Genomic DNA, 14731 nt, shown 5'->3' with positions numbered 1-14731 from the left:
TGGTTTTACTAGCGCTCTACAACAAGAATTCCGCTCTCTACAGTGTCACTAACGTGTTGGGCCTTATCGCGCACTGCAAACCGGTAAATCAGTGAATCAGGTGCTTTATCTGTGCCGCTGCCGGGATCTGAGGCCGAAACAACGTCTGCCTGATATTGGAAGGTAAGCCTTATTGTTCCTTTTGTTTTTTTAGGTACATCATCGGGTAAAGGCATCCAGAAACTATCGCGCAATGTTATAGCCACTTTCTTTTGATTAATGCGGTACCTTCTTACAAACAGCGCTGAATCTCCCGATGCTATATCTCCTTCCTTATCAGTATATTCTAATTCAATAACCAATGGGCTATTTTCAGGCACGGGGTTGGGACTAAATGATTTTATTGTGAGGGTTGGTTTGGTCTCAAACTTATCTTTGCTGCAAGCAACAAACAATACTATCGCAAAGGTTAAGGTGAGAGTGCCATATAAAACAAGCTTTTGCATATATTCTTAATTGTCGTGTACAAAATTATAGGTCAAAAGTCTGCAATAAATTTATGATTTGTGAAATAGAAGATAAAATTTTTACGGTTGAACCGGCTGATTTTGAACAACTGGCGCTCGAAGTCTTCCATTTTCAGTACAATAATAATGCTATTTATCAGCATTACGTAAACGCACTGTCAATAGTTGGGTCAAATGTGCGCTCAATTGAGCAGATCCCCTTTTTGCCGATCCGTTTTTTTAAATCGGCCGATATAAAGACCACCGTTTTTGAGCCGGAAGCTGTTTTTGAAAGCAGCGGCACCACCCAAACTATTAACAGCCGCCATTATGTAAAGGACCTTAACATTTACCGGCAAAGCTTTTTAAAGGCCTGGGAGAAATTTTATGGTCCTGTGCAGGACTGGTGCGTTATTGGCCTTTTACCCGCCTATCTTGAACGCCAGAACTCTTCGCTGGTGGTTATGGTCAATGATATGATAAAACTCAGTAACCACGCGCAAAGCGGTTTTTATTTATATGAGCACGAAAAGCTGGCCCAGGTGTTGCAGGAACTGGAAAAACAGGGACAAAAAACATTATTAATTGGTGTCACTTTTGGCCTGCTCGATTTTGCCGAAAAATACCCCATGCCCTTACAGCATACCGTTATTATGGAAACAGGTGGTATGAAGGGACGCCGCCGTGAAATGACGCGTGAAGAAGTACATCTGATATTAACTACGGCTTTTCAAACCCATGCCATACATTCGGAATATGGGATGACCGAACTTTTATCACAGGCTTACTCATACGGCAATGGCATTTTTACGTGCCCGCCCTGGATGAAAATACTAATGCGGCAGGATGATGACCCGCTCGATGTTCGGGTAACCGGCAGCGGCATCATAAATGTAATTGACCTGGCCAACCTGTATTCCTGCTCGTTTATTGCAACAGATGATGTAGGAACTATTATGCCCGATGGTGGTTTTGAAGTATTGGGCCGTGTTGATACCAGCGATATAAGGGGATGTAATTTGTTAATAGCGGGTATATAAGTTTTAACAGCCGGTGATGCAACGATCACTGCATATAATAAGTCAAAGAGCAAAAGAAATCCGATATGAAGTTTATATTTATTCTGCTTGCACTGCCGGTGATGGCCTCCAAGTGTGGTAAGCAAAAGGAAAAAGACACGCATTTGCAAGGAAAGGTAGTTCGTATATCCTGCGCCAGTTTTGTTGTACAGGTATTGAATGACGATACAGTTGGCGAAGATGGCTGGAAGGATATGATGAACAACAATGCCCGGTACGACAACGTATTTACAGCTAACAACGCATGTAAAATACCTGCAGGCATAAAAGCAGGCGCTACCATTCGCTTTACAGTAACCCAGCCTGCACAAAACGATTGTGTTGCGTGTATGATGTTTGATGGTCCGCCAGCAGCCAAGTTTGATATTAAAGATGTATCGATCGTTGAAAAGTAATTTTACTAAGTAATGATAAACAGCCATCTCATTTAACGGGATGGCTGTTTTGTTTATAAAAAGGCCTGAAAATTCGTTTTTGTGGATTCTGATTGTAGATTTGTAGTGAAATCTTACATATGAAAGCCTTATTGACCCTGACCTTCCTTATAATTGCTCTTTCCGGAATTGCCCAGGTTAATTTTGTTTCTGTTAATTACGATTCTGTAGAAGCCGCCACTACCAATCCTGAAAAGGATACACATTACCCCAAATTATTACAACGCTTCAATAAATTCGATACTTCGCTTACATTAGACGATTACCGCTTTTTATATTATGGCTTTGCATTTAATGATGGTTATGCGCCTTATCAGGATAATGGCACCAGCGAAATAATGCCGCTTGTAAATGAAAGAAAATACGATAAGGCGCTCGATGTGTGTGATAAAATACTTTCAACAAATCCTGTTTCAATAACCACCAACTTTTATAAAGGCTTTGTGCTTATGAATATGGCCGAAAACGATTCTTCGCGTCGTTACGCCGCCAGGGCAAGAAAGTTGATAAACGCCATTCTTTCCTCGGGTAATGGGTTAACTTGTGAAACGGCATATAAGATTATTTATGTAAGTGATGAATATACCCTGTTACGCGATGTGTTTGATACAGAGCCACAGGGGCGTAGAACATTACCGCCTTGCGACCGGTTTAACATTTCATCAAAGAACTTCTCCGGTAAAACGATCTTCTTCGATTATTCGGCAAACGATCAATACTTTAAGCGTAAATATCCGGGCAAAAAGTAAGCAGTTATACAATGGTTAATGGGCTTCCTGCATGCAACTTCCTCCATGAAGTATGAAGTAATTTTTGTAACTTCAGAGAGCACAACCCTTTTAATCAAATAAGTCATGGAGACCAAAGCAACGCATGGATTTAAAGTTGATGCCGGTACAGATCGCTTCAATGAGAAAATTAGTTTTTTAGGGGGCACGTTTCAATGCAAAGTGTCTGCCGAAGATAGCCGCGAAGGCTTTTGCGTTTATGATACCAACAAATTAGATAAAGGCGGCCCGCCATTTCATTTCCACTACACACAAGATGAATGGTTTTATATTTTAGAAGGCGAATTTGTTTTCAAGATCGGTGATGATATTTTTAATGCCAAAGCAGGCGATGCCGTGTTTGCACCGCGACAGGTGCCACATACCTTTGCCCGGGTTGGTGAAGCAAATGGCAGAATGCTGTTAATGTATCAGCCCGCAGGTACTATGGAAGCTTTTTTTCAGGAAGCCAGTCAATTGCCCAATGGTACCTTGCGCGATTTTGAACGGTTATATCGAATTCACGGTATGGAAATAGTTGGCCCGCCGTTAAAGTTTGAATAAGCCTTGCAGCGCATCATCTATATTCAACAGGTAACAAACCTGTGCAGGCAATGGTGCATTGTTTTTGATGGCTTTCATTGGCCAGTTCTATAATTTTTATGGTATTATAACCATGTTCTATTCTTTCCCGCAACGGTTTTCCCTCAACAATTGTTTCGTACAGGTTTTTATAATAGGCGGCATAATCGCCTTTGTGCGAATGATATTTTTCACGAACGATCTTTCCGTTGAGCTCGGTATTGAGTATACCGTAAATATCATCACTTTCTTTACCCCAATCGTCGCCAACAGGCAAAGCGCCGGCACGTAACAAGGCCTCCTGTGGGTCTTCGCCCCATTTTATAAACGACCCTTTTGTGCCATGTATCAGGTACCGTGGACCGGGTTCACGAACCAGCATGCCAGCCTGTAGTATCACTTTCAGAAAACCATAATCGAGGCGCAGATCAAAGTAATCATCAACTTTTGCATGCGGGCGTTGCATGCGAATATCTGCTGCAATGGTGTTGGGTATGCCAAACAGGTATAACACCTGATCAATCAGGTGCGGACCAAGATCGAACAATATGCCACTACCGGGCAAAACATGTTCGCGCCAGGCCTGTGGCCGCGCTTCGGCCCTGTAACGATCGTAATGCCCTTCAAAAGTGTGTACATCGCCCAATAGCTTTTTGTCGAGGATATCTTTTATGGTTAGAAAATCGCTCACGTACCGGCGGTTCTGATAAACGCTTAATACCTTACCGCTGCGGCTGGCGATATCCATTAATTGTTTGGCTTCTGCAGAAGTATTGGTAACGGGTTTTTCAAGCACCACATTTTTGCCGGCTTCCAAGGCTGCCTTTGCATAGGGGAAATGCGTTTCGTTGGGTGTGGTGATCACCACCAGATCGATAGCATCGTTTTGCAACAGCTCGTCAATGCTTTTTACCACCTGCACATGGGGATAGTTTTCCTTCGATTCCTGCTTATGCCGCTCAACCACACTCACAAGTTTATAGTTCTTGTTGGTAGCGAAAAAAGGAGCGTGGAATACTTTGGCTGAGATGCCGTAGCCTACTAAGCCTACATTTATAATTGAGTTCATGATTTGTGATTTTAGTGATGGGCAGTTGAAAAGTTGACACGTTGACAAGTTGACAAGGTCCCAAAAGCAATATAATAACTTGCCAACCTCTTAATTATACACCAATAACTCTGTCCCGCGCAACAATCTTCCATTCTCCACTTAGCCTTCCTTCCTCAACAGTATACGCCCTTTCATACAACGCAACCGTAGGGCATACGTGCAATGGAATGCCATACAACACATCGCCGGGTTGAAAGGAATGGCCTTCGCCGGCTTGTAATACCAAATGTTCTTCGCTTTGCGATATAGCTTTTAAACCTGGTGCATCGGGAAAGAAAACCCGTTTTGTTATTTCGTTTTCAGCTGCAATTGATTTATGGCCCAGGTCAACACAAATAGTAGTGGGGGAGGGTAATGAAATAACCCGGGTAACCACCATCGCTGCTATTTGAAAAGGTTGTTCGGGGCATTGATCGAGGTAGCTTTTATCCCAATATACAAACGTACCGGGACTGCATTCTACCACCGGCCGATTGGCATGAATGGGAAAACTGGGTGAACCGCCGGCAATAATAGTTACATCGGTATACCCCATGGCCAGCAGGGTTTTCTTCATTGCTTCTGCCTGGGCAAAACCTTCGTTGCTGGTAATGGTGCGTTCTTCAAGAGTGCCGCGTACATGGCCGTCATAAGCATGCAAGCCGCGTATTGATAAACCACTGGCATCAGCACAAAAATTGTACAGCACAATGGCTTTTTCGCCAGGTACAATGCCGGTGCGGTTTTGACCGATATTTAAATCGATGTATACTGAGATCGTTCTGCCTGCTGCTGCAAAAGCGCTGGCAATTTCCTGCGCGCTACGGGGATTATCAATTAAACAGGCAAAATGAGTATGGTGGTATTGTTGAGTAAGTTTTACAAAACGTTTCAACTTGGGGCCTGTGGGCTGATAGGCCAGCACTACATCTGCAGCTCCACATTGGGCCAGCATTTCTGCTTCGGCAATGGTAGCGCATTTGAATTTGCTAATGCCAGCTTCAATTAGCAGCTGTGTAGTTTCCCTGTTCTTGTGGGTTTTTGCGTGTGGGCGCAATCGCCCGGGATCATCGATCATTGCTTTGAGCGCAGCGATATTTGCTTTCACCCGTTCGGGATAAATAACCAGGGCCGGAGAATCTAGTTCATCGATATTATTAATGCGGTACCAATTTTCTTGCATTATTGCGTGTTTAAGGCGTGTGTCGTGAATCGGCAATCGGCAATCGGCAATCGGCAATCGGCAATCGGCAATCGGCAATCGGCAATCGGCAATCGGCAATCGGCCTAAGTTTCGGGCGGCGCAAGATAGTATATTAGCTTTATCATTCGCGAGCCCATTCACCACTCACCATTGACCATTCACCATTCACAACTTCCAAAGGTAACAAATGTGCACCCTGCTTTTAAATAAAGAAATCCATAATAAGAACGCCTATCAGTCCTACTACCGAAACGATGGTTTCCATAAGCGACCACGACTTTATGGTGTCGCGTATGCTGAGGTTGAAATATTCTTTATACATCCAAAAGCCCGAGTCGTTCACATGTGAGAACAGCAAACTGCCTGCACCTATCGATAACACCATCAGGTTGGGGTTTACCTGCAAATTAGGAATTACCTGTCCAATGATACCGGCAGCTGTTAAACCAGCCACTGTGGCCGAACCAACACAGATCCTGATAAGACCGGCAATTAACCAGCCTAATACCAGTGGATGTATTTGCCAGTTTTTTATGCTTTCGCCAATAATATCGCTAACACCGCTATCACTAAATACCTGTTTCAAAATGCCGGCGCCGGCAACGATCAGCAAAATGGGCGCAACATCTTTTATGGCATCGGTAAAAATATTCATCACGTCTTTTATGGTGCGGCCGCCCTGTGTGCCCAATGTAAATATGGCTATCAGCAGGGAGATCAACATAACGATAGAAGGATCGCTGAAGAACTTCAAAATACTCTGTTCGTTTTCGGGTAATGTTGTAACGAAGGGTATAATGGTGGTGATGGTGAGTAAGATCACCGGCAGCAGGGCCGTTAAAAAACTATTGAGTGAGCCTGGTAGTTGTGCCTCGGGAATGGTTTTGGGCTGAAAGGTTTGCAGGGGCGTACTGCGAATATTCCTGAGGGTTTTAGCAAACAGCTGACCGGCAATAATGATGGCGGGTATGGCCAGCATTATGCCATATAACAAGGTGAGGCCCATATCGGCCTTTAATTGCGATACCAATGCGGTGGGCGAGGGGTGAGGTGGTAAAAATCCATGCGTTACCGAAAGTGCTGCCAGCATGGGGATGCCAATATATACAGCTGGTAATTTATACTGGTACACTACCGAAAAAATAAGCGGCACCATTAATACAAAGCCCACATTATAATAAAGCGGAATGCCAACAATAAAGCCGGTGACCATCAATGCCCATTGCAAATGCTTTTTTCCAAAAATGCGCATGAGCACCTGGGTGATCTTTTGTGCCGCGCCGCTTTCGGCCACCAGTTTACCAAGCATGGCGCCCAGCCCAATAATGATCACCAGCGAGCCAAGTGTATCGCCAATACCTTTTTGTACCGATGCGGAAAGTTTGGTAAGTGGTATGCCCAGCATATAGCCGGTTAACAATGATACTATCAGGAAAGCTAAAAAAGGATTGAATTTTGCCCAGGATATAAGCAGAACAATCGTTGTAATACAGCCAAAAATGATATAGAATGTCATCATGATAAATGGATATGGTCATATGGCGCGGTTAAGCGAATTTCCCCAGTTAGTGACTTAAATTCCCCCTTACAATATAATGAAAAATGAGAAATGAATAATTAGAAATGAGAAAGGGAATACAAAATATTGAATGTTGAATTTCCAATATTGAATGTAGAACAGGTTAGTGGTCCTCTTTTTGCGGCGTTGGTTTGTTCAGGGTTTTTTCATTTACTTTGATGTTATGGACTCACTTACGCATATCGTATTAGGTGCTTGTATTGGAGAAGTATTTATAGGAAAGAAAGCCGGCAGACGGTCGCTGTTCCTTGGCGCCGTTGCACAAAGCCTGCCCGATATTGATTTTGTTGCCTCATTTTGGATGACGCCTACCCAGGACCTTATTGCCCATAGAGGTATTACCCATTCTTTATTATTTGTATTGCTTGTAACTCCCTTGCTTGCCTGGCTGGCCGATAAATGGCGAAGGCCGCATGATATTGCCTTTAAGACCTGGCTTTTGTTCTTTGCCGTTGAACTATTGACGCATTTGTCGCTCGATATTTTCAATGCTTATGGTACCGGTTTGCTGGAACCCTTTTCGCACCAGCGCTTTTGTGTACATGCTATGTTTGTGGCCGATCCGTTGTTCACTATTTTGCCTGCAGTTATTGCGGTGTTGTTACTGTTTATGAAAAGAGACTGGAACCGTAAGCGGTGGGCTGCCATTGCTATACTGTGGTGTGTTTTTTACCTGGCCGTAGATGTATTTAATAAATCAATTATTGAAGGCGCCGTTAAACGGGTAACCAAACAACAAAATATTGAATACCGGCGGCATTTCACTACCCCTACGCCGTTGAACAACCTGTTATGGTATATAGTGCTTGAGGACGATAAAGGCTATCATATCGGGTACAGGTCGGTGTTTGATACCAAGCCCACTATTGACTTCACCTTTTTCCCGCGTAACGATTCTTTATTAAATCCCGTTAAAGACCTTGAAGAACTGAAAGACCTGTTTATATTTTCACAGGGGTACTATACCATTGAGAAGGAAGAGAATTACCTCGTGTTTAATGATCTGCGGTTTGGACAAAAAATAGGGTGGTACAAACCAAAGGAAAGTTTTGTATTTCATTATTACCTGCAACGGCCCTATGGCAATAATATGGTGGTGCAAAGAGGTCGTTTTGCCAATTGGGATAAAGCCGCGCTTTTATCCATGTGGCACCGTATTAAAGGAGAGTGAAATATAAATGGGCAGGAGCGACGGCAAACGTGAAACGGCAAACGTGAAACGCCCAATTCCGAGGCTCACGATTGGTGAGGCCTATAATAATGTTCGGGTGGCATAAGATCGCATATTAATCTCAACGTTCGCAAACCCTTTCACGTTTCACGTCTCCCGTTTTACGACTCACAAAGGCCTTATTCGGAGGATGATCGTTGTTTAAAATAAAAAGTAAATAAGTAGAAAATAATCCTCACCAGCCAATAGGAACAATATTGAATGAACCGCTGAAAGAAGTTGTATTTTTTGTTATAGGCTTCTTCTGTGATCTGTACACAGTCGTTCTTCATAATGTCTTCTAACTGCTTTTGTACATTAATGGCAAACTCGGGGTCATTTACATCTATATTCAACTCAACGCTGGCGTAGGCGCTAATGTCGTTTACATTGTAGGAGCCAATGGTAACCCATTTTTGGTCGCGGGTGGCCATTTTGCCGTGTAGTACCGATTTGGTGTATTCAAACAGTTGTATATCGCGCTTCAACAGCCAGCGATACATATAGCGTTCTGCATGTTTAGCCAGTTTTACATCCGATTTGCCGGCAACAATAACCCGAATGTCGATGCCGCGTTTTGTGGCCCGCGACATATGATGCCTGATAATGGTGCCTGGTAAAAAATACCCGCTCATAATGATCACGTTCGAAGTAGCTTTTTTGAACATGTCGATATAACTGCGGCTGATCTGGTTCTTGCTTTTTACCCAGTCGTTACGGCGAATGCGGAGCGGACTGTTCCCAGCTACCGGAATTTCGGGAAGATCGTGCCGCATACTCCTTTTCATGGCTATTTGTCCGGGCTTTGCCCACAGGTTGATGCAGACCTTTTGCAATGCGCCGCAAATGGGGCCTTCCATAAAAATGGCCCAGTCCATCCAGGCCGGGTCATCATCTATATCGTTGTATCTATTGCTGATGTTGATGCCGCCTACCAGGCCATAATGCCCGTCAACCACCAGCACCTTTTGGTGCATACGGCGGCCAAAATAAAAATGTTCGCTTTTTAAAAGGGGTTCATAAAAACGAAAGTTTACACCGGCTGTATGGAGCTCTTTTATAAAACCGGCCGATAGATCTTTTGAGGCATAGCCATCACACAACAGGTAAACCCGAACACCCCGTTTGGCGGCATCCATCAATGCGGCGCCTACCATTTTGCCGGTTTCGTCGTCTTCAAAAATATATACCTGAAGGTGAATGGTGCGTTGCGCCTGGCCAATGAGTTTTGGCAGCAGTGTAAAATATTCCCTGCCACCCCTGATGAGTTTAGCTTTATTATGAGGTATGTAAGCCGACTTTTTATTAATACTGCGCAACATAGTGTAAGCTACAAATATACATGCGCAATATGAATACGGGCTTATTACTTTTTACCCGGATGCACTGTAATGATACGATTGTTTATAGTAAATTTTACCCCACCAGTGTATTCAAGCATTTCCAACACTTTTGTCACTTCCGATTCCCGTTGTACTTCTCCACTAAAATGTAAAGAAGGCACACCTGGTGCGTATTGAACATCCATATCGTACCAGCGGGCCAGTTCGTTCATAACCATTTTGAGCGAGGTATTTCGGAATACAAATTCGCCGTTCTTCCAGGCAGTTTCCTGTTTTACATCCGCATCTTCAATGGTAAATGACGTGTCGGCAGCAACGAGTTTTTTGCCTGGCTTCAACATGCTGAATTTATTATGCCGGCTTACCTTAACCAATCCTTCTACCACGGTGGTTTGCGAACGGTTATCTTCTTTGTATGCCGAAATATTGAAAGCCGTACCAATGGCCTGTACTTCCATATTATCCACCGATACTATAAATGATTTTTTGTTGTTTGTTTTGGGATCGATGGCTTTGGCCACTTCAAAATAGGCCTCACCGGTTAATATAACCCGGCGTTCATTGGTATTAAATTGAACGGGGAATTGAAGGGTAGAAGCGGAGTTAAGCCAAATTCTGGTGCCATCTTCCAGCACAACCTGGTATTCGCCGCCACGTGGTGTACGTAAAGTATTGGAACCTGCAATGTTTACAGAAGCGCCAGATGGTTTGTATTCCAACTGACCGTTTTGATTTTTATGAATGATCACCTGGCCCTGGTAAGCTATATCGCCATTAGCTATTTCATTGAGGGGAATGGATGAACCATCGGCCAATATAAGTACTGCCTTTTTTGTGTCGGGTGTTGTACCTGGTGCTTTCTTTTGAGCAATAATGGATGATTGGGGTATAATGGACTTCGCAGGTTTGTTTAGAGCAAAATAAGCAATGCCGCCGGCTACTAAGAGAAGTAGTGCAGCGGCTGTATACCACCATATTTTGAAGTAAACCCGTTTACCGGTAGTTTGTTCAGGAAAGATCTTTTGCGTTAGTCGTTCATAAGCCCGCGAAGGATCGTATTTGTTTAATTCTTTAAGATCGGTGCCAAGCTTTTCCTGGTCCATCAGCTCTTCATATAACAGATAGTTATCGCCATTTTCCTGTAACCAGGCGTTCAGTTCCTGCCGTTCGTCGGTGGTGAGGCTATCCTGCATATCCCCAACGATGAGCGAGGCTATGTGCGATATTTTTTCTATTTGTTGTTCGTTCATAAGAAAAAGTTTGAAACTGATTTTGATAACAGGGCTGGCAGATCACTCTTAACTATGTGTATTAAACCTTGCCTGTGTCATCAAATTCGTACAGCAATTTTGATGTTGTGAACTGATATTATTGTAAAAACAACATTTGATATGAATTGTACTAAAAGATTTGGATAAATCTTTAATAAATGGACAGATTTAAGTGAAAATATTTAAGGATCGGGTAGGAATGCTAATGGTTTAGCCAGCGTTTAATGGGTTTGTATTAAAAATTTTTTAACATCAAGGATAATTATAATTTGTTCAGAAGGTCGAAAAGAAGTTTTGCATGAATTATTTCAAAGGTTAGTTTTTATCCTTGTTCTTTAACTGTGCCCCTATATATTAAAAACAGTTGATGATAACGATTGACCTAAATAAAATGTCAAAAACATGAAAGGATATGATTCTAATCAAGTCGACGATGATTTTTGTTAATATGAATTAGTATATAATGAACTGATGCCGGCATGTAAGTTCATAGTTCATAGTTTATAGTTCGTAGTACACAGTACATAGGTTTAGAAGTTTCGGGTTTCATTGCGAAACAATCCTACATCCGGTAATCATTAAATCATAATATGTATTTACTCACAAGAGTGGCCTGCTCCCCTTTAGGGGCTGGGGTGAACTGGGGTGAAAAAAGGAAAGCCGGGTAAGACTACCCGGCCGTGGGGGATTCCTGCGCCTCTTCTGTACCGGGAAGAGGGATAATTGATGCACATGAGGAATGCGAATGAGAAAAAAACTACCTAAGTATTTAGGAATAGTATTATTTACATACTCACAACAGGCATAACAATGCCGGTATGAATAGACATAACAAATAATTCAGAAACTAATCAGATAAAACCTTTGGAATGCTTACTAATGAGGAGCCTTTAGATGAGTTGCTAAATGCACTAAGTGTATGTTTGCGCATTTGAAGGATGGAGGTTCGCGTTGCAACCTGACGAAGCAGGGATTAAGGGTGATAATTCTTTATAGAGATGTTCTTAGTTTTAAAAAGAAAAGGGAGAGTAGAAACACTCCCTTGTAGTGACCCAACCAAACAGTCACATGAGATTCCCGCTCGACATTCCGTCTTCTCGTCTGGCTGAAAGAACAAGAAGTACAGATGAGAAATCGGGCGGACAAAAAAGGCCTTTTAAAGGCTAATTGTTCATTTATAGTTCAGGGTTAATACGAAACTGTTAGTGTGGGCTGCATCTTTTCCATTCACATATACATGCCCGATACTTCACTTATATTCCACACCCAGGTTGGTACCTCAATCGAGTAAATAACCCCTAACACTTAATAATACTTTTACAGCATTGATAGCGTACAACATTTGCTGTTTGTTCTTAAATATTTTTTAATAAAATCGCTAAAGTGTTTTAGATGGCTATACTTTATCAAACGATCTCATTAAACATATATAAGTAAAGAACTTTTTATCCCGCACGGCCGAATTATTAACCAGTTTAGTATTAAAACAACTTTAATGGCTTTTGTTACTAGTCTAAATGAAAGTTTTTTTAATAAAAGTGGGTAAATGGGTATTTACACCTACTGAAAGGAGGCTTTTGGCCAATAAAAATGGTGTTTAAGCAGGTAATGTCAGGCTCTTACAACTGTCTGAAGTAGCCTGTAAGAAAGAGCATAAGATGAGGAAAGTCATTAGATCGCGGTCGCGAAGCCTTATTTTTAATAATTGAATACCCCGGGCTTTCTGATTTTTAACGGTATGAACAGATATATTGAGCTCGGCGGCTATTTCCTGGTTCTTCTTTCCTTCGAGGTAACCAAGCTTTAGCACTTTACGACATTGTTCGGGCAAATTATTGATTGCATCCATGATCTCTTTCAATACTTCGGCCCTGATCATTTCATTCAAAACAAACTCTTCTTTTTCGCCTGTTAAATAAGCATGTTGTTTTTTGCTAAGTGAATCGCGCTTGGCCTGTTTTATATAATTCAAACACGCATTCCGTATCGTAATGTACATAAAGGCTTTTAAGTTCTGGTGGTTCTCGAAGTCGGTCCTCTTCTTCCATAGTTTTACAAACGATTCACCAACAATATCTTCTGCAGCAGCACTGTTGCCAACTAACCGCTCGGCAAACAGGCACAACGCACTATAATAATGCTTTAACAAAGTTTGTAAAGCTTCAGGATCTCCATTTTTGAGTGAAACTATAATATCATTGTCCAGCGGAAGTGAACGCATTAGGAAGAGTGTTTTTTGCTAACCTTAATACAAATGTGTATTTAATTTACAATGAGTTACGGTAAATTATAAACGTATTAGGGTTACGAATATGGCATGCTTTATTTGTTGATTCAGGTAATGTCGCAATACAAGATTACAATCTTAAAACAAATTATCAAAATCAAGTATGGATTAGGGTGATTTTCACGGGAACGCTGCATTTGACAATGTAAGTAATTGCTGCAAGAATTATAATGACCATCAGGCAAAATCAATATTGCATGAGCTTGGTCAGCTATTTGGGGTAGAATAGAGTAAGATCAGTGTACCAAAACCAAACAGTACAATGTTACGCTGTTTGCGTAAAAAATACAGGTGAGGGAAGGCCGTTCACCCATTTCTTATTTATGGCAGTTAATTAGTTTGTTCGTTATAGTGATGCACGCTGTGTAAGGTAGAATGGTATTTCAATATGTTCGGTTGACTGCTCCAGTATCAGCTGGGCGGTTTTTTCGCCCATCATTTGAAAGTCGGTGCTAATAGTGGTAATACCATTCAGGATGATCTTTTTCAGCGGTGTTTCATTGTACGAAATAACGCCCACATGTTTACCCACCTTCAGTTTGGTGGCCAGTATTTTTTCAATCAGTATTACCAGGTCGTTTTCCATAAGGTTTATGAACACTTCGCCTTCCTTAATAGGTTCGTTGGCTATATCGTGCACCACCTTATAGTTAAATGCATATTGCTGGCAGAACCGGTAAAAGCCTTTTAGGATTTCAACCGGGTGATAAGTATACTCAGGGAAAATGATCTTGATGGTATGGTATTTACTCAGCGATTCCAGCGACTGTTCCAGCGCATCGTAAATATCTTTTTCAAAATTTTCATAAACAGCGCCGTATTTACCTTCCACACCGGGAACCAGTTTATCCATCAGGATAAGCTTTTCTTTAGGCAGGGTGTTTATGACCTCCACGGCGTTTTCGCCGCCATCGAGAAAATGCGGAACGATAACGTAGTGCGTGTAATCGTTCTTTTTATTTTGAATAAGCCGTTTAAAAAAGGCAAAGTCGTTGTTATAAATATAAAAATCAACCGAGGCCATTTCGCCCAGGGAAGCCACAAAAGCATCGTACATGATCTTTTTGTGTGGGCTTAGTTTATTAAAGAGCAGAAAGATCTTTAAGTGCTGGCCAACTTCGGTATCCTTTACAAAATATCCTTTGCCGGGCACCGACCCCAGGATGCCGATCTTCTTCAGGTGTTTGTATCCTTTTTCGGCTGTATCGCGTGAGATCTCAAATTCAAAGCTCAGTTCGTTTATCGAAGGCAGCAGCTCGTCTTTAAGTATCTTCCCTTCGCCAATGGCTTTAATAATAGAATTGGCAAGCTGCAAATACTTAGGCGTAGCCGAGTAGTAGTCGATGAATAAATGTTGAAATATGCTATCTTTTTTCATGTTGACCTGGTGGTGGTATGGC

13 protein-coding genes are annotated in these 14731 nt (G+C 42.1%); 5 read left to right on the top strand and 8 right to left on the bottom strand.

Features of this window, described 5'->3' with window-relative positions; genetic code table 11:
* Positions 1–8 precede the first annotated feature (8 nt).
* Positions 9–485, bottom strand: a complete 477-nt coding sequence (locus tag GGD38_RS20295) for a hypothetical protein (RefSeq protein WP_375302224.1) — start codon at positions 483–485, stop codon at positions 9–11.
* A gap of 53 nt (positions 486–538) precedes the next feature.
* On the opposite strand from GGD38_RS20295, the gene GGD38_RS20290 reads away from it, so the two are divergent.
* From GGD38_RS20290 to GGD38_RS20275, 4 genes are all read left to right on the top strand, one after another.
* Entirely contained in the window at positions 539–1525 is a 987-nt protein-coding gene (locus tag GGD38_RS20290; RefSeq protein WP_375302223.1) for an acyl transferase, read from the top strand.
* 65 nt (positions 1526–1590) lie between these two features.
* Positions 1591–1959 (top strand): hypothetical protein, encoded by a 369-nt coding sequence (locus GGD38_RS20285; protein ID WP_375302222.1) that lies wholly within the window; start codon positions 1591–1593, stop codon positions 1957–1959.
* Positions 1960–2078: 119 nt separating this feature from the next.
* Complete coding sequence (locus GGD38_RS20280) at positions 2079–2747, top strand: DUF4919 domain-containing protein (RefSeq protein ID WP_375302221.1); 669 nt, start codon at positions 2079–2081, stop codon at positions 2745–2747.
* A 105-nt stretch (positions 2748–2852) separates the two neighbouring features.
* On the top strand, positions 2853–3329 hold the full coding sequence (locus GGD38_RS20275) for a cupin domain-containing protein (RefSeq protein WP_375302220.1): 477 nt from the start codon (positions 2853–2855) through the stop codon (positions 3327–3329).
* Between the two features lie 13 nt (positions 3330–3342).
* Here GGD38_RS20275 and GGD38_RS20270 read toward each other — a convergent pair whose 3' ends face one another.
* From GGD38_RS20270 to GGD38_RS20260, 3 genes are all read right to left on the bottom strand, one after another.
* Positions 3343–4416: an oxidoreductase gene (locus tag GGD38_RS20270; protein WP_375302219.1), complete on the bottom strand. Its 1074-nt coding sequence runs from the start codon at positions 4414–4416 to the stop codon at positions 3343–3345.
* A gap of 94 nt (positions 4417–4510) precedes the next feature.
* Positions 4511–5620, bottom strand: coding sequence for a D-TA family PLP-dependent enzyme (locus tag GGD38_RS20265; protein ID WP_375302218.1), 1110 nt, complete (start codon positions 5618–5620; stop codon positions 4511–4513).
* A gap of 223 nt (positions 5621–5843) precedes the next feature.
* A complete protein-coding gene (locus GGD38_RS20260) occupies positions 5844–7160 on the bottom strand; it encodes a gluconate:H+ symporter (RefSeq protein WP_375302217.1) in 1317 nt (438 codons plus the stop codon).
* A 223-nt stretch (positions 7161–7383) separates the two neighbouring features.
* On the opposite strand from GGD38_RS20260, the gene GGD38_RS20255 reads away from it, so the two are divergent.
* Positions 7384–8391, top strand: a complete 1008-nt coding sequence (locus tag GGD38_RS20255) for a metal-dependent hydrolase (protein WP_375303871.1) — start codon at positions 7384–7386, stop codon at positions 8389–8391.
* 179 nt (positions 8392–8570) lie between these two features.
* Here GGD38_RS20255 and GGD38_RS20250 read toward each other — a convergent pair whose 3' ends face one another.
* The 4 genes from GGD38_RS20250 to GGD38_RS20235 form a co-directional block, all read right to left on the bottom strand.
* On the bottom strand, positions 8571–9752 hold the full coding sequence (locus tag GGD38_RS20250) for a phosphatidylserine/phosphatidylglycerophosphate/cardiolipin synthase family protein (RefSeq protein WP_375302214.1): 1182 nt from the start codon (positions 9750–9752) through the stop codon (positions 8571–8573).
* Between the two features lie 44 nt (positions 9753–9796).
* On the bottom strand, positions 9797–11023 hold the full coding sequence (locus tag GGD38_RS20245) for a FecR family protein (protein ID WP_375302213.1): 1227 nt from the start codon (positions 11021–11023) through the stop codon (positions 9797–9799).
* Between the two features lie 1618 nt (positions 11024–12641).
* Complete coding sequence (locus tag GGD38_RS20240) at positions 12642–13265, bottom strand: RNA polymerase sigma-70 factor (RefSeq protein ID WP_375302212.1); 624 nt, start codon at positions 13263–13265, stop codon at positions 12642–12644.
* A gap of 412 nt (positions 13266–13677) precedes the next feature.
* Positions 13678–14709, bottom strand: coding sequence for a GntR family transcriptional regulator (locus GGD38_RS20235; RefSeq protein WP_375302211.1), 1032 nt, complete (start codon positions 14707–14709; stop codon positions 13678–13680).
* Positions 14710–14731 lie beyond the last annotated feature (22 nt).

Source organism: Niastella sp. OAS944 (assembly GCA_024809215.1).
GTDB lineage: Bacteria > Bacteroidota > Bacteroidia > Chitinophagales > Chitinophagaceae > Niastella.
This window is presented reverse-complemented; position numbering and strand designations above follow the sequence as displayed.